Raw genomic sequence first — 21,872 nt, 5'->3', positions numbered from 1 at the left:
GCATGGCCCGGCATGCGAGAAGGCAACACATGGGACGCATCCTCATCACCGGCGGCGCAGGTTTCATCGGCTCTCACCTTTGCGAGCGACATCTGGCCGACGGGCACGAGGTGATTGCCGTCGACAACCTGCTGACCGGCGACCGCGACAACATCGCGCACCTGTTCTCCAATCCGAAGTTCTCGTTCCAGCAGCAGGACATCACGAACTACATCTGGGTAAAGGGCCCCCTCGACGCGATCCTGCACTTCGCGTCGCCCGCAAGCCCCGTCGATTACCTCGAGCTTCCGATCCAGACGCTGAAGGTGGGGTCGCTCGGCACGCACAAGGCACTCGGCCTTGCTCGCGAGAAGAATGCCCGCATTCTGGTCGCATCGACGTCCGAAGTTTACGGCGACCCGCTGGTGCATCCGCAGCGCGAGGAATACTGGGGCAACGTCAACCCGATCGGCCCGCGCGGCGTGTACGACGAAGCCAAGCGGTTCCTCGAAGCGATGACGATGGCGTATCACCGCACCCACGGCGTCAAGACGCGCATCGCGCGCATCTTCAACACCTACGGGCCGCGCATGCGCATGCGCGACGGCCGCGTGGTGCCGAACTTCATGTGCCAGGCGCTCAAGGGCGAGGACATCACCGTGTACGGCGACGGCTCGCAGACGCGCAGCTTCTGCTACGTCGACGATCTCGTCGAAGGCCTGACGCGGCTTTTGTGGTCCAATGAGACGACGCCGGTCAATCTCGGCAATCCGTCCGAAATGACGATCCAGAACTTCGCCGAAAAGATCCGCGACCTTGCCGGAACCGGTTCGAAGATCGTGCTTCGCGAGCTGCCGGAAGACGATCCCAAGGTGCGCCAGCCCGACATCACCAAGGCCCGCCGGGTGCTCGACAACTGGGAGCCGAAGGTGCAGCTCGACGAAGGCCTCGCGCGCACCATCGACTACTTCAAGAAGAAACTGGCGTCATGAAGATCGTCGTCACGGGGGGCGCCGGCTTCATCGGCTCGCATCTGGCGGGAGCGTTCCTCGAGGCGGGCCACGACGTCGTGGTCATCGACAACCTTTCGAGCGGGAAGGCCGGGCAGGTTCCCGGCGGCGCCGTGCTGCACGCGCTCGACATCCGCAGCCGCGAAGCCTCCGAGCTGATCTCCAGCGAGCGGCCCGACGCGATCTGCCATCACGCGGCGCAGATGAACGTGCGCCATTCGGTCGAGGATCCGGTGTTCGACGCGGACGTCAACGTGCTCGGCTTTCTTCGCCTGCTCGAAGCGGCGCGCAAGGCCGGAACGAAGACGGTGCTTTTCGCGTCCTCGGGCGGCACCGTCTACGGCGAAGTCGCCGAGCTTCCGACTCCGGAGTCGCATCCCACGGTTCCGGTGTGTCCGTACGGCGTCAGCAAGCTGACCGGCGAGCACTACCTCGAGTACTACCACCGGACCTACGGCATCCGCTACGTCGCGCTCCGCTATGCGAACGTCTACGGACCGCGCCAGGATCCGCACGGCGAGGCCGGCGTCGTCGCGATCTTCTCGAAAGCACTTCTTGCCGGCAGCGGCGCGCGCATCTTCGGCGACGGGCTGCAGACGCGCGACTACGTCTTTGTCGGCGACGTCGTGCGCGCCAACCTTGCGGCGCTCGAGTCGTCGTGGTGCGGCGCGGTCAACATCGGAACCGGCACGGAAACCAACGTGGTCGAGCTCCATGCTCTCATCCGCCGTGTGACGGGAGTCGACATCCAGCCGGAGCACGCCGAGGCCAAGGAGGGCGAAGTGCGGCGCAGCGTGCTGTCGTACGATCTCGCGTCGAACGTGCTCGGCTGGAAGCCGATGGTCGCTCTCGATGAAGGTCTTGCCGCGACGGTTGACTTCTTCCGGTCGAGGCCGTAGCGGACTCTGTTCGGCCGCGATTCATTCCCCGCCGACAGCAGATGTCCGTCTCCCGAATCCGAAACTTCTCGATCATCGCGCACATCGACCATGGCAAGTCGACGCTTGCCGATCGCCTGCTCGAGCTGACCGGCACCGTCAGCGCACGCGACAGCTCGGCGCAGATGCTCGACGACATGGATCTCGAGCGCGAGCGCGGCATCACGATCAAGGCGAGGGCGGTGCGCCTCGACTACAAGGCGGCCGACGGCCTCACCTACATCCTCAACCTGATCGACACGCCGGGCCACGTGGACTTCGGCTACGAGGTCTCGCGTTCGCTGTCGGCCTGCGAAGGCGCGCTGCTGATCGTCGACTGCAGCCAGGGCGTCGAGGCCCAGACGCTGGCCAACGTTTATCTCGCGCTCGACCACAACCTCGAGATCGTTCCGGTGCTGAACAAGATCGATCTTCCGGCGGCCGATCCGGCGCGCACGCGGCAGCAGATCGAGGACATGATCGGCATCGACGCGTCCGCAGCCGTCGAAGTCAGCGCGAAGACGGGTTTCGGCGTCGACAAGGTTCTCGAGGCAATCGTCGAACACGTTCCTCCGCCGAAGACGACGGCCGGGGCGCCGCTGCGCGCGCTCGTGTTCGACTCGTGGTTCGATCCGTACCTCGGCGTCGTCGTCCAGGTTCGCGTGCTCGACGGCACCGTCCGCAAGGGCGACAGGATCCGTCTTCTGCAGGCGACGCGCGAATACGACGTGACGCGTATCGGCGTGTTCCGGCCCGGACCGGTCGAGGTTGCGTCCCTCGGTCCGGGCGAAGTCGGCTTCGTGGCCGCCGCGATCAAGGACATCGCCGAAGCCAAGGTCGGCGATACGCTGACGCTTGCCGCCGAGACCGGCGTCGAAGCGCTGCCGGGATTCAAGGTCGTCAAGCCGATGGTGTTCGCCGGCATCTATCCGGTCGACAGCGCCGACTACGAGCAGCTTCGCGACGCGATCGAGAAGCTCAAGCTCAACGATTCGTCGTTCTCGTCGGAGCCGGAGACGTCGACGGCGCTCGGTTTCGGATTTCGCTGCGGGTTCCTCGGGCTGCTGCACATCGAGATCACGCAGGAGCGCCTCGAGCGCGAGTTCGGCCTCAGCCTGATCACGACCGCGCCGACCGTGATCTACGAAGTCCAGCTCAGCGACGGCACGTCGATCGAGATCGACAGCCCGGCCAAGCTTCCGGACCTGGCGCGCGTCGATTCGATTGCGGAGCCGTACGTCCGGGCGACCATCCACGTGCCGGCCGAGTACCTCGGCGGCGTGCTCGCGCTGTGCGAGGACAAGCGCGGAACCCAGACCGACCTGCGCTTCCCGACCGCGGGCCGGGCGGCGATCGAATACGACATTCCGCTGTCGGAGATCGTCTACGACTTCTACGACCGGCTGAAATCGACGTCGCGGGGATACGCGTCGCTCGACTACGAGCCGGTCGGATTCCGCACGTCGCCGCTGGTCAAGCTCGACCTTCTGATCAACGCTGAAAAAGTGGACGCGCTTTCGATGATCTGTCACCGTGACCGCGCGTTCCTCCGCGGACGCGACCTGTGCAGCAAGATGAAAGAGCTCATTCCGCGGCAGATGTTCGAGATCATCATTCAGGCCGCGATCGGCAGCAAGATCGTCGCACGCGAGACCGTCAAGGCGATGCGCAAGAACGTGACGGCCAAATGCTACGGCGGCGACATCTCGCGCAAGCGCAAGCTGCTCGAGAAACAGAAGGAAGGGAAGAAGCGGATGAAGCAGGTCGGCAGCGTCGAGATTCCCCAGGAAGCATTCCTGGCGATCCTTAAAGTCGGTGAGTAAGAAACGACAGGACCCGGTCGCCGACAAGGCGGCCCGCGAGAAGGCCGACGCCGATGCGGTCCGCCAGTACGTGGCGACCAGACCGAGCCGGCCGGAAGCCGCGGCCAAGGCAGAGATGCCGCCGGCGAAGTCGACGTTCCGCGAATACGTCGAGGCTTTCGGCACCGCGCTGCTGCTCGCGCTGTTCATCCGCACGTTCATCGTCCAGGCGTTCAAGATCCCGAGCGGCTCGATGCTTCCGACCTTGCAGATCGGAGATCACCTTCTGGTCAACAAGCTCGCGTACGGCATCCGCATCCCGTTCGTCGCCAAGCGGATCTTCCAGGTCTTCAAGCCCCAGCACGACGATGTCATCGTGTTCCTGTATCCCGCCGACCGCTCGAAGGACTACATCAAGCGCGTCAAGGCGATCGCCGGCGAGACCATCGAGGTCAAGAACAAGGTCGTCTACATCAACGGCGAAAAGATCGACGACCCGTACGCGTTTCACGATCCCCACAGCCGCGGCTCGATGAACGACTTCGGTCCGTTCACGGTGCCGGACGGTTACGTGTTCGCGATGGGCGACAATCGCGAGAACAGCTCCGACAGCCGGTTCTGGGGACCGGTGCCGATCGGCGACATCGAGGGCAAGGCCTTCATCATCTACTTTTCGTTCTGGGACGATACGTGGAAGCCGCGGCTGGAGCGGGTCGGGAACCTGATCCACTGACCGCTGCCTGATCCACGCACCTCCGACGGTTCGCCCGACGGCTCGCCATTGACAGCGTGGCCCATCCCCCGTACGGTGCATGCACAGGGCAGCACGGGGCTGCCATGATCCTGCCTCCGGTTCTTACGAAGCCGATCAGTCTCGATCTCTTCCGTACACATCGATTTTCCGGTCCTGCGCCCCGCCAAATTTCGCAGTCCCATCGAATCTCGCTTTTTTTGCCGTCCGGCCGCAAAGCCCGACGGCCCCAAGGTTCCAACGAATGACTTTTACGTCGCTCGGACTTCATCCGAGCCTTCTCCGCGCCATTGATGCGCGCGGATACCAGTCTCCTACTCCGATCCAGAACGATGCCATCGCCGCAGCCCTCACCGGTCGCGACGTGCTCGGCTGTGCAGCAACCGGCAGCGGCAAGACCGCCGCGTTCCTGCTTCCGATCCTCAATCACCTGATCGCGAATCCGCGCCGCCAGGGAACCCGTGCGCTGGTGCTCGCACCGACGCGCGAGCTCGCCGCGCAGATCCTCGACGAAGCGAAGATCTTCGCGCAGGGCACTCCGATCCGCGCGGCGGTCGTGGTCGGCGGCGTTTCGATGCAGCCGCAGCGGCTCGCGCTGCGCTCCGGCGTGGACGTGCTGATCGCGACTCCGGGACGGCTTCTCGATCATCTTCGCGCGGGCCATGCGCGTCTCGACGGCGTCGAGATCCTCGTGCTCGACGAAGCCGACCGCATGCTCGACATGGGCTTCCTGCCGGACGTGCGCCGGATCCTCACGGGCATTCCGCGCGAGCGGCAGACGCTGTTCTTCAGTGCGACCGTTCCGCAGGAAATCGCCAAGCTCGCGGGCCAGATGCTTCGCGAGCCGGCGCGCATCGGAACCGAGCGCAAGTCGGCGCCGGCCGAGAGCGTCACGCAGCACGTCTACCCGGTGTGCTCGTCGCGCAAGTCGTCGCTGCTCATCGAGCTGCTGAAACGCGACATGGTCCAGGATGCGCTCGCGTTCACGCGCACCAAGCATCGCGCCGACCGTCTCGCGCGTTTTCTTTCCGAAAACGGAATCCGTGCGGACCGGATCCACGGCAATCGCTCGCAGGGGCAGCGCACCGCTGCGCTCGATGCGTTCAAGAGCGGCAAGATCCGCGTGCTGGTGGCAACCGACATCGCCGCTCGCGGCATCGACGTGGACTCGCTCGGCCACGTGGTGAACTACGATCTTCCGATGCGAAGCGAGGATTACATCCACCGCGTCGGACGCACCGGCCGCGCATCGGCCAAAGGCGAAGCGCTCACGTTCGTTTCGCCGGAGGACGAGGGCGACATGCGCCAGATCGAGCGCGACCTCGGCAAGGGCGCGATCGAGCGCCGCAAGCTCGAAGGTTTCGACTACACGGCCAGGATCGAGCCGGCCTCGGCAAGGCCGATGCGCAGCGCGCCTGCAAGGCCTGCGACACCGGGCCGTGCACGTTCGACCAGGTCGTTCGGCGGCGCTCGTCCCCAGCGTCGCGCCTGAAAGACGGGACAGGTACGGGCATCGAGGTCCGTACCTGTCCCCATGTTCCGCACTCGCGTTCTTCTGCGCGGATCCCGTCAGGGGGGATCGTCACGGCAGTTTATCTTGTCCAGCTGCGTCATCGGTGCGGCCTGCGCCTTTTCGTGGGCCGGCTGCTAAAGTCGACAAGCACCTGGGTCAAAACGTCTGGAGCGACACCCGATCGTAGGCTATGAAAGTCGGGGCCTTCAGTCTCCCGACCTGTCCGAGCCGGAGTTCGCAATGACAACCAATTCCTCGCGTAGCGATCGTCCAATGGCCGCAAGCGGAGTCCACGGGCTGGACGACGTGCTCGGCGGAGGCTGGACGCCGGACCGGCTCTATCTGGTCGAGGGAGTTCCCGGATCGGGAAAGACGACACTGGCTCTTCAGTTCCTGCTCGAAGGGGCTAGGCGCGGCGAGCCGGTGCTTTACGTGACGCTTTCCGAATCCGCCGAGGAGCTGCACGCCGTGGCCGACTCCCACGGATGGTCGCTCGACGGCGTCACCGTGCGCGAAATGATGCCGTCCGAGGACAGCCTGCAGCCGGACGAGCAGTACACGATGTATCATCCGTCCGAGGTCGAGCTCGGTGAGACTACGCGCCGAATCCTCGAAGACGTCGAAAGCAGCAAGCCTGTACGTGCCGTGTTCGATTCGCTGTCCGAGCTCCGGCTGCTGGCCGGAAACCCGCTTCGCTACCGGCGGCAGATCCTTGCGCTCAAGCAGTTCTTCTCGGGCAAGCGATGCACCGTGATGCTGCTCGACGACATGACGAGCACGGATCACGACCTGCAGGTGCAGAGCATCGCGCACGGCGTCGTGCTGCTCGAGCAGATGAATCCCGACTACGGCGCAGACCGGCGCCGGCTGCGAGTCGTCAAGTATCGCGGCATGCATTTTCGCGGCGGATTCCACGACTACGTGATCCAGCGCGGCGGAATCGAAGTCTTCCCGCGACTGGTGGCGAAGGACCACCGGCCGCCGCGCGCGCCGGAGAAGCTGTCGAGCGGACATGTCGAGCTCGACCAGCTTCTCGGAGGTGGAGTCGAAAGGGGAACCAGCACGCTGGTCGTCGGCGCGCCCGGTACCGGCAAATCGACGGTCGCGACGCGGCTGAGCTGGATGGCTGCCGAGCGCGGGCAGCATGCGGCCATGTTCATCTTCGACGAGAGCCTGCACACGCTGAAGACCCGCTCTGCCGGACTCGGCATGGACCTCGAGCCGCACGTCGACGCCGGCCGGATCACGTTGCAGCAGATCGACCCGGCCGAGCTGTCACCGGGACAGTTCACGCACGCCGTTCGTGAAGCCGTCGAGGACCGGCAGGCCTGTGTCGTCGTGATCGACAGTCTGAACGGTTATCTCAACGCGATGCCGGGCGAAAAGTTCCTGATCGTGCAGCTGCACGAGCTGCTCTCGTACCTCGGGCAGGCGCAGGTCGCGACGGTTCTGATCAGCGCGCACCAGGGACTCATCGGCAGTCACATGCAGGCGCCCGTCGACGCCAGCTATCTTGCGGACACCGTCGTGCTGATGCGCTACTTCGAAGCCTGCGGCGAGGTGCGCCAGGCGATTTCCGTCGTCAAGAAGCGCGACGGCGCGCACGAGAGATCCATCCGCGAATTCCGAATGGGCAACGGCGGGATTCAGATCGGCGAGCCGCTCAGGAATTTCCGCGGCATCCTCACCGGTACTCCGGCCATGGTCGGGCCGGACGACAACAACGGGTCGGGAGAGGATCGGTGAGACTGTCCGATCCCGAGCTTCGCATCCTGGTGCTCGCTCCGACGGAGAAGGACGCGAAGCTCACGGAGGGAATCTTCGAGCGGGCGCAGATCGACTGCCGATGCTTCGCGGGTCTTCCGGCTTTGTGCGCGGAGCTCGACAGAGGCGCAGGAGCCGTGCTGGTTCCCGAGGAAATCCTCGCCGGCGACGAAGCCAACCGGCTGATCCTCAGAATCGCGCAGCAGCCGCCGTGGTCGGATCTGCCGGTGCTCGTGGTTGCGCGGCTCGGCGCAGATTCCGCCGCGGTCGCGCGTGCAATGGAGCTGCTCGGCAACGTGACCGTGCTCGAGCGGCCGACGCGCGTCGCGGCGCTCGTCAGCGCAGCGCGCACGGCGCTTCGCGCGCGTCAGCGCCAGTACCAGATCCGCCAGCATCTCGCCGACCGGGAGGAATCCGAGAAGGCTCTTCGCATCAACGATCGGCGCAAGGACGAGTTCCTCGCGATCCTCGCGCACGAGCTGCGCAATCCGCTCGCGCCGATCCGCAACTCGGTCTTCATCCTGAGAGACCTGAGCGCCGGCGGCGGCGAGGTCGCCGAGATCGCGGAGATGATGGAGCGCCAGGTCAATCACATGGTGCGCCTGGTCGACGACCTGCTCGAGGTCTCGCGGATCACCCGCGACAAGATCGACCTTCGCAAGGAACGGGTCGAGCTTTCGTCGATCGTGCGCGCGGCGCTCGAAGCGACGCGGCCGGCCATCGACGCCGCGGCCCACCGCCTGGACATCGAGATCCCGGAAACCTCGATCCTTCTCGACGCCGATCCCGTCCGCCTTTCGCAGGTGCTCGCGAATCTGCTGAACAACGCGGCCAAATACACCGACGCCGGCGGTCACATCCGGCTTCGTGCACGCGAGGATGGCGACGCAGTGGAAATCTCCGTCTGCGACAACGGGACCGGAATATCACGCGAGATGCTGCCGCGCGTGTTCGACCTGTTCACGCAGGCCACACAGGGATCGATCCGCGCGCAGGGCGGTCTCGGCATCGGCCTGACGCTCGTCAAACGCCTCGTCGAAATGCACGGCGGTACCGTGACGGCGACGAGCGCAGGAATCGGTCTGGGCAGCGAGTTCTCGATACGGCTCCCGGTGGCGCGCGCGGAGGCCGCCGAGCGGTCGGGCCCGGAGATCGATACCGTCAAGGCACTCATGCGCCGCCGCGTGCTCGTCGTCGACGACAACGTCGATGCAGCCGACAGCCTCGCGGCGCTGCTCGAGCACCTCGGAGTCGAAACGTTCGTCGCGTACGGCGGAGCCGACGCGATCGAAGCACTGCCGAAGTTCCAGCCTGCCGTCGTTCTGCTCGACATCGGGATGCCGGACATGGACGGCCACGAAGTCGCGCGCCGCATCCGCAAGCATCAGACCGACCACGTCACGCTGATTGCGATGACGGGATGGGGCCAGGAAGAAGACCGCCGCCGCTCGGAAGAGGCGGGGTTCGACTATCACCTGATCAAACCGGCCGATGTGCACGCGCTCGGCGCGCTGCTGCGATCGCTCGAGCAGCCGGCCGCCGCGGTTCGGCTCGCGCACTGAATCCCGCGCGGTCTGCTCGCCGTCCGCCCTTGCGCACCGGCAGCGTTGACACGAGAGAGGGTTCTTTCTATCAACGCCCCGGCAGCATCGGGCTGCCGGCGGCGGCGAGACCACCGCAGGCTCTTTAATCCGGCCCCGCGAGGCCGGGAAGGGTACACGAGTGAAGCAGTCGAAAACGACGGCCGCCTGCCGGCCCGACCCCGAACGCGCGAACCTCGACGCTATGGCGCCGGGGTTTTTTTTCGCCCGAATCTCCAGCTTTTCCGGGGGTTGTTGAGATGTCGGTCGAAGTGCTCGACGAGGCCGGCATCCGCCGCGCACTGACCCGCATCGCGCACGAAGTCGTCGAGCGCAACGGCGGCGGGCGCGACGTCCGCTTCGTCGGAATTCACACGAACGGCGTTCCGCTGGCGCGCCGCATCGCCGAAGCCGTTGCCCGCATCGAAGGCATCGAAGGCCGGCCGGTCGTCGGCGCGATCGACATTACGCTCTACCGCGACGACGGCGGGCGCCTTGGCGCAACGGCCCGCCTCGAGCCGACCGACATTCCGTTCGACCTGACCGACCGCAAAGTCGTGCTGGTCGACGACGTTCTCTACACGGGCCGAACCATTCGCGCGGCGCTCGATGCGCTGATCGACTTCGGCCGTCCGGCCTCCGTGCAGCTCGCGGTCCTCGTCGACCGCGGGCATCGCGAGCTTCCGATCCGCGCCGATTACGTCGGCAAGAACATTCCCACGTCCCGTTCGCAGAAGGTCCGCGTCGAGCTTGCCGAGCTCGGAACGCCGGACGCGGTTCGCGTCGAGGAGGCAGCCAATGGCATTCGCTAGTCGCCATCTGCTCGGACTGGAAAACGTTTCCGCCTCGGATATCTCGCTGCTGCTCGACACCGCCGAATCGCTGGTCGAAGTCTCGCGCCGCGAAGTCAAGAAGCTGCCCACGCTTCGGGGCAAGACCGTCGTCAACCTGTTCGTGGAAAACAGCACGCGCACGCGCACGTCGTTCGAGATCGCGGCGAAACGCATGTCGGCCGACGCGATCAACATCTCGACGTCCTCCTCGAGCATGACCAAGGGCGAGACGCTCGAAGACACCGCGCGAAACCTCGCGGCGATGGCGCCCGACTGCATCGTGGTGCGCCATCCTGCGTCGGGCGCGGCGCGCTTCCTGACCGGCGTCGTCGACTGCTCGATCATCAACGCCGGCGACGGCAGTCACGAGCATCCGACGCAGGCGCTGCTCGACCTGCTGACGATCCGGCAGAAAAAGAAACGGCCGTGGGAAGACCTCGTCGTGACGATCGTCGGCGACATCCTGCATTCGCGAGTGGCGCGCTCGAACCTGTACGGGCTTCGCACGCTCGGCGCGAAAGTTCGCCTCTGCGGGCCGCCGACGCTTCTGCCCGACGAATTCCGGGACTTCGGCGCCGAGCTCTTCTACGACGTCGGCGACGCCGTGCGTGACGCCGACGTGATCATGATGCTGCGCATCCAGCGCGAACGGCAGGCGGGGAATTTCTTTCCGTCGCTCAACGAATATGCGCGCTACTACTGCCTGACCGCCGACGTCGTCAAGAAAGCGAGCCCGGACGTGATCATCCTTCATCCGGGCCCGATCAACAGGGGCATCGAGATTTCGAGCGAGGTCGCCGACGGGCCGTATTCGGTCATCATGAGCCAGGTGGCAAACGGCGTCGCGTTGCGCATGGCGCTGCTCTACCAGCTGATCGTGCCGGGAGCGGACGGGATTCGCGGAAGCGAGGTCCTTCAGACGGCGGTCACGGCATCCGACTCGCGAATGGCAGCACCAACGGTGGCGGAAGAGCTGCCTCAGCCGGCGATCGCAGCCCGCGCGGTCTGATCGAAAACAGCATCGGCGGGATTGGAGCAGCAGGAAAAACGTAATGGCAGGGACGACAGGAATCGCGACCTCGCGAAACGCCAGCCGCGCGCCCACGTCGCGTGGCGACAGCGGCGCGCAGACATCGCGTGGCGACAGCCACGCGCCGAGAAACGTGCTGATCCGTGGCGGGCGCGTGATCGATCCGGCCTCGGGCCGCGACGGCCTGTTCGACGTGCTCGTTGCCGACGGCGTCATCGACTCGATCGGTGCCGCCGGCACGCTCGATCCGAAGCAGCTCGCAATGCCGGGCATCGCCGGAGCGTCGCCGGTCCTCGACGCCACCGGATTCATCGTCGCGCCCGGCTTCGTCGACATGCACGTGCATCTTCGCGAGCCCGGCTTCGAGTACAAGGAAACGATCGAAACCGGTGCGCGCGCCGCGGCCGCCGGCGGCGTCACGTCGGTCGCGTGCATGGCCAACACCAATCCGGTCAACGACAACGCGGCCGTCACGCAGTACATCCTCGAGAAGGCGAGCAAGGCCGGCTTCGCCAACGTGTTCCCGATCGGCGCAGTCTCGGTCGGCCTGGCGGGCGAGCGCATGGCGGAGTTCGGCGAGATGGCCGAGGCCGGAGTCGTCGCGTTCTCCGACGACGGGATGCCGGTCATCGACAGCGCGCTCATGCGGCGCGCGCTCGAGTACGCACGCATGTTCCGGCTGCCCGTCATCGTGCACGAGGAAGATCCCGGCCTGTGTTGCGGGGCCGTGATGCACGAAGGCGCGGTCTCGGTGAAGCTCGGCCTGAAGGGCATGCCGTCGGCCGGCGAGTCGGTGATGGTCGCGCGCGACATCGAGCTGGTCCGCACGTCGCGCGGGCGGCTCCACATCGCGCACATCTCGTGCGCCGAGTCGGTCGACATGGTGCGGCGCGCGAAAGCCGAAGGCCTCGACGTGACCGCCGAAGCGGCACCGCATCACTTCATGCTCGATGACACCGCGGTCGAGGAATACAACACCAACGCCAAGATGAAGCCGCCGCTGCGCAGCCGCAGCGACGTCGAGGCGATCCGCCGGGGCCTGGCCGACGGCACCATCGATGCGATCGCGACCGACCATGCGCCGCACCACCGCGACGAGAAGGTCTGCGAGTTCGACAAGGCGGCGTTCGGGATCGTCGGGCTGGAGACGATGCTGCCGCTGTCGCTCGAGCTGGTGCGGCGCGGCTATCTCGATCTGTCGCGCATGATCGATGCGCTCTCGACGCAGCCGGCGAAGATTCTCGGCATCGGCAGAGGCACGCTTGCCGTCGGCGCGCCGGCCGACATCGTGATCTTCGATCCGGAACGCGACTGGACGCTTCGCGCGGACGCAATGGCAACCAAGAGCCGCAACACTCCATTCGACGGATGGAAGCTGAGCGGAAAAGCGATCTGCACGCTCGTCGGCGGCGCGGTCGTCTGGTCGGACATGGCATCGAAGGAGAACATCAAGTGAAGGCAACGCTGGCTCTGGCGGACGGCCGCATCTTTCGCGGTCGCGGCTTCGGGGCGGAAGGGAAGGTGGGCGGCGAGGTCGTCTTCAACACCTCGCTGTCGGGCTACCAGGAGATCCTGACCGATCCGTCCTACGACGGTCAGATCGTCGTGATGACGTATCCCGAGATCGGAAACACCGGCATCAACGCCGAGGACGTCGAGTCGAAACGGCCGTACCTCGCCGGCTTCGTCGTCAAGGAGCACTGGGACGCGCCGAGCAACTGGCGCTCGCAGCGCTCGCTCGCCGACTACATGAAGGAGAACGGCATCGTCGGCATCGAGTGGATCGATACCCGCGCGCTGGTCAGGCACATCCGCGACCACGGTGCGCAGCAGGCCGTGCTCGCAACCGGCGACGTCGACGAGCAGCAGCTGGTACGCGAAGCCTCCGAGAGGGCGAGCCTCGTCGGCCAGGATCTGGCGACCGGCGTGACCACCGAGTCCGCGTACCGCTGGATCGGCGGAGCGTGGGATCTCGAGAAGGGTTATCTCGACGGTCCGTCGGAGGGTCCTCTGGTTGCCGCGTTCGACTACGGGCTCAAGCTCAACATCGCGCGCAAGCTGGTCGCGCACGGATGCCGCGTCGTCGTGGTGCCGGCCGGGACCAGCGCCGACGAGATCCGCGCGCTCGGCGTCGACGGGCTGTTCCTGTCGAACGGCCCGGGTGATCCCGATGCCGTGCGCGGCGCGATCGACGTCGTCGGCAAGCTCGCGAAGGAGATGCCGACGTTCGGCATCTGCCTCGGCCACCAGATCCTCGCGCTCGCGCTCGGCGCGAAGACCTACAAGATGAAGTTCGGCCACCACGGCGGCAACCAGCCGGTGCTCGAAGTCGAAACCGGCCGCGTGTCGATCACGTCGCAGAACCACGGATTTGCCGTCGACGAGAAGTCGCTGCCGGCGGGCCTCAAGATCACCCACATCAACCTCAACGACCGTACCGTCGAAGGCTTCGCGCACGAGACGCTTCCGATCTTCTCGGTGCAATACCACCCGGAGGCCTCTCCGGGTCCGCACGACGCCGAGGCGCTGTTCGAGCGCTTCGTGCAGTCGATGAAGACCAGATCGAAAGCGAGCTGCGAGAACATCGCGGCGCTGAGCGACAAAACCCTGAGACAGGCGAGCTGAACCAAAGTGCCGAAACGCGAAGACATCAAGAGCATTCTGATCGTGGGAGCCGGGCCGATCGTGATCGGTCAGGCGTGCGAGTTCGACTATTCGGGAACGCAGGCCTGCAAGGCGCTCAAGGAAGAGGGCTACAAGGTCATCCTGATCAACTCGAATCCGGCGACCATCATGACCGACCCGGATTTCGCCGACCGCACGTACATCGAGCCGATGACCGCCGACGCGCTGACCGCGGTCATTGCCGCCGAGCGCCCCGACGCGCTGCTGCCGACCATGGGCGGACAGACTGCGCTCAACCTGACGCTCGAGATCGCCGAGCGCGGCGTGCTCGACAAGTACGGAGTCCAGCTGATCGGCGCGAACATCGAAGCCATCAAGAAGGCCGAGGACAGGAACCTCTTCAAGGCCGCGATGGCGTCGATCGGTCTCGATCTTCCGCGCAGCGGTTACGTCGGCAGCATGGAAGAAGGCCGGCGGGTGGCGGCCGAGATCGGCCTGCCGGTCATCATCCGCCCGTCGCGTACGCTCGGCGGCATGGGCGCCAACATCGCCAAGACGATGGAAGAGTACGAGCGCTACCTGACCTGGGCGCTCGAGCTGTCGCCGATCCACGAGGTGCTGGTCGAGGAGTCGATCGAGGGCTGGAAGGAATTCGAGCTCGAGGTCATGCGCGACCGCAAGGACAACGTCGTCATCGTCTGCTCGATCGAGAACCTCGATCCGCTCGGCGTGCACACCGGCGACAGCATCACCGTCGCGCCGGCGCAGACGCTGACCGACAAGGAATACCAGATCATGCGCGACGCGTCGCTCGCGATCATCCGCGAGATCGGCGTCGACACCGGCGGCTCGAACATCCAGTTCGCAGTCAATCCGGTCAACGGCCGCATGGTCATCATCGAGATGAATCCGCGCGTGTCGCGAAGCTCGGCTCTCGCGTCGAAGGCGACCGGCTTTCCGATTGCGAAGATCGCCGCCAAGCTCGCGGTCGGCTACACACTTGACGAGATTCGCAACGACATCACGCGCGAGACGCCGGCGAGCTTCGAGCCGAGCATCGATTACGTCGTCACCAAGGTGCCGCGCTTCACGTTCGAGAAGTTCAAGGGCGCCGAGGACCGCCTCACATCGCAGATGCGCTCGGTCGGCGAGGCGATGGCGATCGGCCGCACGTTCAAGGAAAGCCTGCAGAAAGCGCTGCGCTCGCTCGAGACCGGAAGCTACGGCTTCGAGTCGCCCGAGGCGCTGCCCGACGCGGAGTTCGAGGCCAAGGTTTCGGTGCCGAACTCGACGCGGCTCTGGTACGTGGCCGAGGCGTTCCGCAAAGGCTGGACGATCGAGCGCCTGTTCGCGGCGACGAAGATCGATCCGTGGTTCCTGCGCAACATCCAGCAGATCGTCGAGATGGAAGGCGAGCTGCGCGCACGCACCTCGATCGACAAGCTACCCGCCGACGAGCTCCGGCTCGCCAAGCAGTACGGATTTTCCGACCGCCGCCTGGCGACCCTGCTGTCGACCGACGAAAAGTCCGTACGCCGCCGCCGGCTGAGCGAAGGCATCAAGCCCGTCTACAAGATGGTCGATACGTGCGCGGCCGAATTCGTCGCGTACACTCCGTACCTGTACTCGACGTACGAGGAGGAAGACGAGGCGCCGCCGTCGGCGCGGGAGAAGATCATCATCCTCGGTGGCGGCCCGAACCGGATCGGGCAGGGGATCGAGTTCGACTACTGCTGCGTGCACGCCGCATTCGCCCTCAAGGAAGCCGGGTTCGAGACCATCATGGTCAACTGCAACCCGGAGACGGTCTCGACCGACTACGACACGTCGGACCGCCTTTACTTCGAGCCGCTTACGCTCGAGGACGTGCTCGCCATCGTCGCGCGCGAAAAACCGAAGGGTGTGATCGTGCAGTTCGGGGGCCAGACGCCGCTCAAGCTGGCCAAGGCGCTCGAGGCCGAAGGCGTGCCGATCATCGGAACTTCGCCCGATGCGATCGACCGCGCCGAGGATCGCGAGCGGTTCAACGCCGTGCTCGCGACGCTCGGCCTGCTGCAGCCGCCGGCCGGCGTGGCGCGGACCGTTGCCGAAGCCGAGGACGTTGCGCGCCGCATCGGGCTGCCTGTGCTGGTGCGTCCTTCGTATGTGCTCGGCGGCCGCGCGATGGAGATCGTGCACGAGTTCGATCACCTGCGACGCTACATGGAGAACGCGATCCGCAGCTCCCCGGATCATCCGATCCTGATCGACAAGTTCCTCGACCATGCGATCGAGGTCGACGTCGATGCGATCTCCGACGGCACCGACGTCGTGATCGGCGGCATCATGGAACACATCGAGCAGGCCGGCGTGCATTCGGGCGACAGCGCATGCTCGCTTCCGCCGTGGTCGCTCAGCCGCGAGCTGCAGGACGAGATCCGCCACCAGACCGTCGCGATGGCGCGCGAGCTTGGCGTCATCGGTCTCATGAACGTGCAGTTCGCGCTCGTCGGCGACCTCGTCTACGTGCTCGAGGTCAATCCGCGCGCGTCACGCACCGTGCCGTTCGTATCGAAAGCCATCGGCGTGCCGCTCGCCAAGCTGGCCGCGCGCGCGATGGCCGGCGAATCGCTTCGCTCGCTCGACTTCACGTCGGAGCGCATTCCCGCGTACACGTCGGTCAAGGAAGCGGTCTTTCCGTTCATCAAGTTTCCGGGCGTCGATACGCTGCTCGGGCCGGAGATGCGCTCGACCGGCGAAGTCATGGGCATCGACCGTCGTTTCGGCATCGCGTTCGCAAAGGCCGAAGAGGCCGCCGGCAACCGGCTGCCGGATTCGGGCTGCGCGCTGGTGACCGTGCGTCCGGAAGATCACGAGCGCATCGGCCGCTTCTCGCGGCGCCTGATCGAAGCCGGCATGACGCTGATGGCGACCGACGGCACCGCGCGCAAGCTCGAAGAGTCGGGGCTCGAAGTGACGCGCGTGAACAAGGTCTACGAAGGCGGGCCGCACACCGTCGATGCGATCCGCGCCGGCAAGGTGCAGATCGTGCTGCACACCGTCGGCGACCAGAAAAGCATCCAGGATTCGTTCTCGATGCGGCGCGCGGCGCTCGAAACCGGCACGCCGTATTTCACGACGGTCGCCGGCGCAGCGGCTGCCGCCGAGGGCGTGCTGCTTCGGGGAAAAGATGGGGTCAAGGTGACGGCGCTGCAGGACTTCCACGCCGGCAACTGGAGCTGAGTCCCGGGGAAAAAGGGGAAAAATACCAAAAGAGTCTAGTTTTCCCCCGCTTGATCCGATACGTTTTCCGTCATGAGCACGGCCCGGCAGCCCGATCCCATCTCTCCTGGTGACGTAGAAGTTCCTGCGCGCATCCCGGCCAGCGAGGTCAAACAGCGCGGCTGGCGCGGCGTGATGAAGACCGTGCGTGAGCAGGGCGCCGTCATGGTCACCAACCACAGCGAGCCCGAGGCAGTGATCCTCGGCGTAGAGCGCTATCGGTCCCTGCTCGAGGCGGCCCGTGGTCGCGAACGTCAGATCGAAACCGATTTCGATGCGCTGAGCCGCGCGTTCGACAAGCGTCTCGAGGTCCTGCTCAAGGCTGATGCGGGCGACAGGTTGCGCACCGCAATGCGCAAGCCCGTCAAGCTCGGCGGCAAGGTCAAGGCCGGAACCGGCTTCTGATGAAACGGCCGGTGCTGTTCGTGCTCGCCGGCGTGAACGGCGCGGGCAAGAGCTCGATCGGCGGATATCATCTCGAACGCCAGAAACTGACCTGGTTCAATCCCGACACGTTCGCCCGCGAGCTCGTTGTCCGATCCGGTTGCTCGCAGGACGCGGCGAACGAAAGGGCGTGGCAGGAAGGCCTTCGCCGTCTCGACGCGGCGATCGCGACCAGGCGCAGCTATGCGTTCGAGACAACCCTGGGCGGAAAGACGATTACGGCAAGGCTTCTCGGGGCAACAGCTACGCACGATGTGGAGATGTGGTACTGCGGACTTGCGACTCCCGAGATGCATCTCTCGCGTGTGCGAATTCGCGTTGCCGCGGGTGGCCACGATATCCCCGAGCCTCTCATTCGCGCGCGCTACCTCAGCTCACAGCGCAATCTGATCGAGCTGATGCCTCACCTGACGTTTCTTCGGGTTTACGACAACAGCTTCAGCGTTGCGCCTGGCTCGGCCATCCCCGACCCGGTGCTCGTGATGGAAATCGACGACGGGGAGCTCATCGTGCCGGATTCGGCGGATCGAGACGCGCTGCTGCGCGTCCCGACTTGGGCCAGGCCGCTGGTCCAGGCCGCGCTCGAGCTCACGGATGTCCGCTAGAACGACTGCGACTTCGACTGGCATCAAAAAATCCCGGCGACCTCCAGCTCATGACGGCCGGACGGCAGCTCGGCGGTGATCATGTCGCCGCATCGAACACCGGTCAGCGCGGCGCCAAGCGGCGACTGCAGCGTCAGCACGAGCACTTCGCTTCGCCCCGCGACGAGGCGTTCGCCACCGCCGGCCGGGGCCAGCAGGTACGTCGATTGCACATCGTCGTCGCTGACGACGATGACGATTGCGCCGGACGACGCCGCTTCGTGCGCGTCGAAGTCCCGCATCGGCATCCGCTCGACGGCGAGCACGTCGTCGCGAAGCTTCTCGACGCGTTCGGCCAATCCGCGCGCGACGTAACTCGCTTCGGTCGCGCGCATGTCCTTGGAATGCTCCTGCCTGGCTTCGGGGTGCACGGCGGCAGACTGCGCCTCGTTCTGCGAAGCCCGCAGGCGCTCGAGCGATTGCGCGAGTCGCGCACGCAGCTCGGCGACGAGTGCCTGCTTGTCGAACGTGTTCGTCCTGTCGTCCATCGCGAGCGCCGCGTTCTACGGCTCACAGCGGCGCACGACAAGGTGAAATCGGGGACAGACACCGATTTCCGGAAATCGGGGTCTGTCCCCGATTTGTCGATGCCGGCGGCGTCGATCAGGCGCTCGTGGCTGCGATGCGCGGCTTTCGCGCACGGAAGCGAAACGCTCCCGAACCGCGGCTGACGCGCACGTCGCCGAATCCCGCTGCGGCGAGCCGCGCCGGAAACGTTTCCGGATCCACCGGCACCAGCGTGTCGCCGCGATGGATCTGGCGGAAAAACCAGCTCGTCGTGCTGTCGGAACCTGCGAAGCACCCTCCCGGAGCGAGCACGCGCGCGACTTCGGCAAGCAGGCGATCCTGCAAGGCCGGTGACGGCACGTGATGCAGCATCGTGAAACAGACCACCGCCGACATCGACGCGTCCGGCAGCGGCAGCTGCGTCGCGTCGCCGTGGATCACGGTCACGTTGGCCCCGGCCATGCGGCGGGTCAGCGAATCGGCGAGATCGCGATCGATCTCCACGGCGGTCATTGCCGGAACACGCGTGCGCAGCACGTCGGTCGTCAGGCCCGGCCCGGGTCCGAGCTCGAGCAGTCGGTCGCCGAGCTCGACCCCCGCGAGCGCCCACGGCAGCAGCCGCTCACGGACCGTGCGGCGCCAGTGCGAGGATCTGCAGTACCAGCGGTGAATGCGGTTCATGTTCAGGATGGCCATGGTCGCTACGCTATCGCGCTTGCCGTCGGCACGTCTTGCCCTATGCTGCCGATCGATGTCGCAATCTCGCCAAAGCGCGCACGAAAGCGCGGAACCGCCCGGGGCCGACCGCAAGGAAGCCCCGGTGGTGGCCTCCGGCGACGAGTCGGACGTCGTCTCCGGCGTTGCGGCCGATTTTGAAAGCGGTCATCGCCTCGGGCGCCACCGACATCGCCGCGCGCAGCTCGTCTATGCCGTCGAAGGCGTGATGACGGTGGAGACCGACGAAGGTCTGTGGGTCGTTCCGCCGCTGCGCGCGCTGTGGGTTCCGCCGGGGGTCGTGCATTCGATCCGCATGACCGGACGCGTGCAGATGCGTACCGTCTATTTCGATGCGGCTGCGCTCGCGCAGGCGAACGCCCCCGCGCGCTGCGCGGTGCTCGGCGTCTCTCCGCTGCTGCGCGAGCTGATCCTCCGGATCGTGCGGATCGACGAGAGCGATGCGTCGGACGAGAAGATCGAGCCCTCGCAGCGCGACCGGATCGTCGGCGTGCTGCTGGATGAGCTCTGCGAGTCTCCCGTCAATCCGCTGGAAGTGCCGATGCCGCATGACCCGCGGCTGCGCCGGATCGCTGATGCGGTCCTCGCCGATCCGTCCGACAATCGCGATCTGGCCGCGTGGGCGAGCTTTGCGGGCGTCGGCGAACGCACGCTGGCGCGGCTGTTTCCGAACGAGACCGGCATGACGTTCGTGCGCTGGCGGCAACAGGTAAGGCTGCTGCGCGCGCTCGAGCGGCTCGGAGTCGGCGAGCCGGTGACGACCGTTGCGCTCGAAGCCGGGTACTCGAGCACGAGCGCGTTCGTGAAGCTGTTTCGCGAGAGCTTCGGCGTCACGCCCGGCCGCTACTTCGCCGTGGATGCGGCGAGCGCTGCCGATGCGGTTGCGAGCACCCGCGACTGAAAGACTCACCTCCGGCGTGCAAGTTCTTGCGCGCTTTGTGACGCTGTTCGTCAAAAGATTTTTCTTTATTCGAATCGTCTCTTGAAGACTGCGTCTCTGCTGCGTATCGACGGGCATGCGAATTTCGGGGGTGCTTACTTTCCTGTTGATGGTTTCCGGCGCGACTGCGGCCGCCGCGGCGGACCAGCCGAAGGCCACATGCGTCATTGCGTTTTCCGGGACATCGTCGCTGCACGGATTCGAGGGCAGCATCCCTCCGATCACGACACGGCTGCAGCCGTCGACGGCATCACCGGGCAAGTGGGACGCGGATCTGTCGGTTCCGGTTGCGAGCATGACCACGTCGAACGAATCGCGCGACGCAAAGATGCGCGAGATGTTCGATGCCGAGCATTCTCCCGATATCCGCGTTGCGCTGCGCGAGTTCGATCCGCAGGACGTCAAACGGAAAGCGGAAATTGCGGGCACGCTGACCATTGCCGGCAAAAGCCGGGAGTTCGTCGCGAGCCTGAACAACTGGCGGGAGAACGACTCGGACGTGTCCTTCGATCTGACCGCGACGGTTTCGCTCGAGCGATTCGGCTTGAGCGCACCGACAGTGCTCGGGCTGATCCGGGTGGCCGACGAGGTCGAGGTGACGGCTCATGTGGCCGTCGAAGACGCTGCGATCCTGCGCGAGCCGTCTGCCGCAGCGAATAGCCCCCAGGACGCGCCAAAGGAGGCATCGTGAACGAACCTGCCGGGTTCACCCGCGGCCAGCGCCGCGTCGCGCTCACGTGGGGAATCCTCTGCCATCTGTCGTTCGGCGCCGGTGTTCTCGCGATGTTCGTCGGGCTCGGGTCGGGAATGCGCTTCGGGCTCGGTCCGTTCCGCGGTTGGCCGGCAGCGGCAGCCGACTTTCTCCTGCTCGCGCAGTTTCCGATCGCTCACTCGCTGCTGCTCTCCAAACGCGGTCGCGGCTGGCTCGCGAGAATGGCTCCGCTCGGTCTCGGATCCGCGCTCGGTACGACCACGTATGCGATGATTGCGTCGCTCCAGCTTCTGATGACGTTCGTTCTCTGGTCACCGTTCGGCGAATGGAGCTGGCATCCGGACGGCATGGCGCTTGGTCTTGCGTGTGCAGTCTACGGCTTCGCGTGGCTGCTGCTTCTCAAGACCATGGCCGACGCGGGTCTCGGCGTGCAGACCGGTTATCTCGGCTGGGGATCGGTCATTCGCGGCAGGCGACCGACGTATCGCGGATTCGAGCCACGCGGAACGTTCCGATGGGTACGCCAGCCGATTTACGTCGCGTTCGCGCTCATTCTCTGGTCCGGGCCGGTCTGGACCGCCGATCACGTGCTGGTCGCGATCGCATGGTCCGCGTACTGCATGCTCGCACCGAAGCACAAAGAGAGGCGTTACTCGGCGCAGTACGGTGAGAGTTTCGCGCATTACCGCACGCTCGTCCCGTACTGGATTCCGCGTCGGAAGCCGGCGGATCTGACGTCGCTCGCGCGGCCGGAGACCTCCACCAATGCAACCTGTCCTTCGGCTCTCGCAACCACGGTTGCGGCGCGAACGCGGGCTTGACGGC

General features: G+C 65.7%; 19 protein-coding genes. 17 read left to right on the top strand and 2 right to left on the bottom strand.

What is annotated here, in order from left to right; genetic code table 11:
* Window positions 1–29: 29 nt before the first annotated feature.
* The 14 genes from VN634_00650 to VN634_00585 all read left to right on the top strand — a co-directional run bounded on the left by VN634_00650 (window position 30) and on the right by VN634_00585 (window position 18,114).
* Entirely contained in the window at window positions 30–971 is a 942-nt protein-coding gene (locus tag VN634_00650; protein HXC49364.1) for a UDP-glucuronic acid decarboxylase family protein, read from the top strand.
* Window positions 968–1,888: an NAD-dependent epimerase/dehydratase family protein gene (locus tag VN634_00645; GenBank protein HXC49363.1), complete on the top strand. Its 921-nt coding sequence runs from the start codon at window positions 968–970 to the stop codon at window positions 1,886–1,888. Before VN634_00650 ends, VN634_00645 begins: the two co-directional genes overlap by 4 nt.
* A gap of 41 nt (window positions 1,889–1,929) precedes the next feature.
* Window positions 1,930–3,729, top strand: a complete 1,800-nt coding sequence (gene lepA / locus VN634_00640; protein ID HXC49362.1) for a translation elongation factor 4 — start codon at window positions 1,930–1,932, stop codon at window positions 3,727–3,729.
* Window positions 3,722–4,441, top strand: coding sequence for a signal peptidase I (lepB, locus tag VN634_00635; protein HXC49361.1), 720 nt, complete (start codon window positions 3,722–3,724; stop codon window positions 4,439–4,441). The genes lepA and lepB overlap by 8 nt, the downstream gene beginning before the upstream one ends.
* Before the next feature lie 262 nt (window positions 4,442–4,703).
* Complete coding sequence (locus tag VN634_00630) at window positions 4,704–5,951, top strand: DEAD/DEAH box helicase (GenBank protein HXC49360.1); 1,248 nt, start codon at window positions 4,704–4,706, stop codon at window positions 5,949–5,951.
* Between the two features lie 261 nt (window positions 5,952–6,212).
* On the top strand, window positions 6,213–7,718 hold the full coding sequence (locus VN634_00625) for an ATPase domain-containing protein (GenBank protein HXC49359.1): 1,506 nt from the start codon (window positions 6,213–6,215) through the stop codon (window positions 7,716–7,718).
* Window positions 7,715–9,298: an ATP-binding protein gene (locus VN634_00620; protein ID HXC49358.1), complete on the top strand. Its 1,584-nt coding sequence runs from the start codon at window positions 7,715–7,717 to the stop codon at window positions 9,296–9,298. The genes VN634_00625 and VN634_00620 overlap by 4 nt, the downstream gene beginning before the upstream one ends.
* Window positions 9,299–9,576: 278 nt before the next feature.
* Entirely contained in the window at window positions 9,577–10,128 is a 552-nt protein-coding gene (pyrR, locus tag VN634_00615) for a bifunctional pyr operon transcriptional regulator/uracil phosphoribosyltransferase PyrR (GenBank protein ID HXC49357.1), read from the top strand.
* Window positions 10,115–11,158: an aspartate carbamoyltransferase catalytic subunit gene (locus VN634_00610; protein ID HXC49356.1), complete on the top strand. Its 1,044-nt coding sequence runs from the start codon at window positions 10,115–10,117 to the stop codon at window positions 11,156–11,158. Before pyrR ends, VN634_00610 begins: the two co-directional genes overlap by 14 nt.
* 43 nt (window positions 11,159–11,201) lie before the next feature.
* Entirely contained in the window at window positions 11,202–12,635 is a 1,434-nt protein-coding gene (locus VN634_00605; GenBank protein HXC49355.1) for a dihydroorotase, read from the top strand.
* Window positions 12,632–13,804 carry a glutamine-hydrolyzing carbamoyl-phosphate synthase small subunit gene (carA, locus tag VN634_00600; GenBank protein HXC49354.1) on the top strand — a complete coding sequence of 391 codons (1,173 nt, stop codon included), beginning with the start codon at window positions 12,632–12,634 and terminating at the stop codon, window positions 13,802–13,804. The genes VN634_00605 and carA overlap by 4 nt, the downstream gene beginning before the upstream one ends.
* Before the next feature lie 6 nt (window positions 13,805–13,810).
* Window positions 13,811–17,026 carry a carbamoyl-phosphate synthase large subunit gene (gene carB / locus VN634_00595; protein ID HXC49353.1) on the top strand — a complete coding sequence of 1,072 codons (3,216 nt, stop codon included), beginning with the start codon at window positions 13,811–13,813 and terminating at the stop codon, window positions 17,024–17,026.
* A 72-nt stretch (window positions 17,027–17,098) separates the two neighbouring features.
* Window positions 17,099–17,470 carry a type II toxin-antitoxin system prevent-host-death family antitoxin gene (locus VN634_00590; GenBank protein ID HXC49352.1) on the top strand — a complete coding sequence of 124 codons (372 nt, stop codon included), beginning with the start codon at window positions 17,099–17,101 and terminating at the stop codon, window positions 17,468–17,470.
* Window positions 17,470–18,114 carry an AAA family ATPase gene (locus VN634_00585; GenBank protein ID HXC49351.1) on the top strand — a complete coding sequence of 215 codons (645 nt, stop codon included), beginning with the start codon at window positions 17,470–17,472 and terminating at the stop codon, window positions 18,112–18,114. The genes VN634_00590 and VN634_00585 overlap by 1 nt, the downstream gene beginning before the upstream one ends.
* A gap of 23 nt (window positions 18,115–18,137) precedes the next feature.
* On the opposite strand, the gene VN634_00580 is transcribed toward VN634_00585, so the two are convergent.
* On the bottom strand, window positions 18,138–18,641 hold the full coding sequence (locus tag VN634_00580; protein ID HXC49350.1) for a hypothetical protein: 504 nt from the start codon (window positions 18,639–18,641) through the stop codon (window positions 18,138–18,140).
* A 115-nt stretch (window positions 18,642–18,756) separates the two neighbouring features.
* The gene (locus VN634_00575) at window positions 18,757–19,356 is read right to left on the bottom strand and encodes a class I SAM-dependent methyltransferase (protein ID HXC49349.1); all 600 of its coding nucleotides are present in this window, start codon (window positions 19,354–19,356) and stop codon (window positions 18,757–18,759) included.
* Window positions 19,357–19,480: 124 nt separating this feature from the next.
* On the opposite strand from VN634_00575, the gene VN634_00570 reads away from it, so the two are divergent.
* From VN634_00570 to VN634_00560, 3 genes are all read left to right on the top strand, one after another.
* A complete protein-coding gene (locus VN634_00570) occupies window positions 19,481–20,296 on the top strand; it encodes a helix-turn-helix transcriptional regulator (GenBank protein ID HXC49348.1) in 816 nt (271 codons plus the stop codon).
* Window positions 20,297–20,411: 115 nt separating this feature from the next.
* The gene (locus VN634_00565) at window positions 20,412–21,026 is read left to right on the top strand and encodes a YceI family protein (GenBank protein ID HXC49347.1); all 615 of its coding nucleotides are present in this window, start codon (window positions 20,412–20,414) and stop codon (window positions 21,024–21,026) included.
* Window positions 21,023–21,868, top strand: a complete 846-nt coding sequence (locus VN634_00560; protein HXC49346.1) for a hypothetical protein — start codon at window positions 21,023–21,025, stop codon at window positions 21,866–21,868. The genes VN634_00565 and VN634_00560 overlap by 4 nt, the downstream gene beginning before the upstream one ends.
* Window positions 21,869–21,872: the final 4 nt, after the last annotated feature.

The sequence above is a fragment of the Candidatus Limnocylindrales bacterium genome, assembly GCA_035571835.1.
Taxonomy (GTDB): domain Bacteria; phylum Desulfobacterota; class Binatia; order UBA1149; family CAITLU01; genus DATNBU01.
The sequence above is the reverse complement of the archived record's forward strand: the minus strand, read 5'-3'. Positions and strand labels throughout refer to the sequence as shown.

Excerpts from the sequence above, each read along its gene's own strand:
- VN634_00580 (HXC49350.1), bottom strand. The coding sequence starts at position 18,641 with ATGGACGACAGGACGAACACGTTCGACAAGCAGGCACTCGTCGCCGAG.
- VN634_00585 (HXC49351.1), top strand. The coding sequence starts at position 17,470 with ATGAAACGGCCGGTGCTGTTCGTGCTCGCCGGCGTGAACGGCGCGGGC.
- VN634_00610 (HXC49356.1), top strand. The coding sequence starts at position 10,115 with ATGGCATTCGCTAGTCGCCATCTGCTCGGACTGGAAAACGTTTCCGCC.
- VN634_00605 (HXC49355.1), top strand. The coding sequence starts at position 11,202 with ATGGCAGGGACGACAGGAATCGCGACCTCGCGAAACGCCAGCCGCGCG.
- VN634_00630 (HXC49360.1), top strand. The coding sequence starts at position 4,704 with ATGACTTTTACGTCGCTCGGACTTCATCCGAGCCTTCTCCGCGCCATT.
- VN634_00645 (HXC49363.1), top strand. The coding sequence starts at position 968 with ATGAAGATCGTCGTCACGGGGGGCGCCGGCTTCATCGGCTCGCATCTG.
- lepA (HXC49362.1), top strand. The coding sequence starts at position 1,930 with ATGTCCGTCTCCCGAATCCGAAACTTCTCGATCATCGCGCACATCGAC.
- VN634_00565 (HXC49347.1), top strand. The coding sequence starts at position 20,412 with ATGCGAATTTCGGGGGTGCTTACTTTCCTGTTGATGGTTTCCGGCGCG.
- VN634_00575 (HXC49349.1), bottom strand. The coding sequence starts at position 19,356 with ATGGCCATCCTGAACATGAACCGCATTCACCGCTGGTACTGCAGATCC.
- VN634_00650 (HXC49364.1), top strand. The coding sequence starts at position 30 with ATGGGACGCATCCTCATCACCGGCGGCGCAGGTTTCATCGGCTCTCAC.
- VN634_00625 (HXC49359.1), top strand. The coding sequence starts at position 6,213 with ATGACAACCAATTCCTCGCGTAGCGATCGTCCAATGGCCGCAAGCGGA.
- VN634_00590 (HXC49352.1), top strand. The coding sequence starts at position 17,099 with ATGAGCACGGCCCGGCAGCCCGATCCCATCTCTCCTGGTGACGTAGAA.
- pyrR (HXC49357.1), top strand. The coding sequence starts at position 9,577 with ATGTCGGTCGAAGTGCTCGACGAGGCCGGCATCCGCCGCGCACTGACC.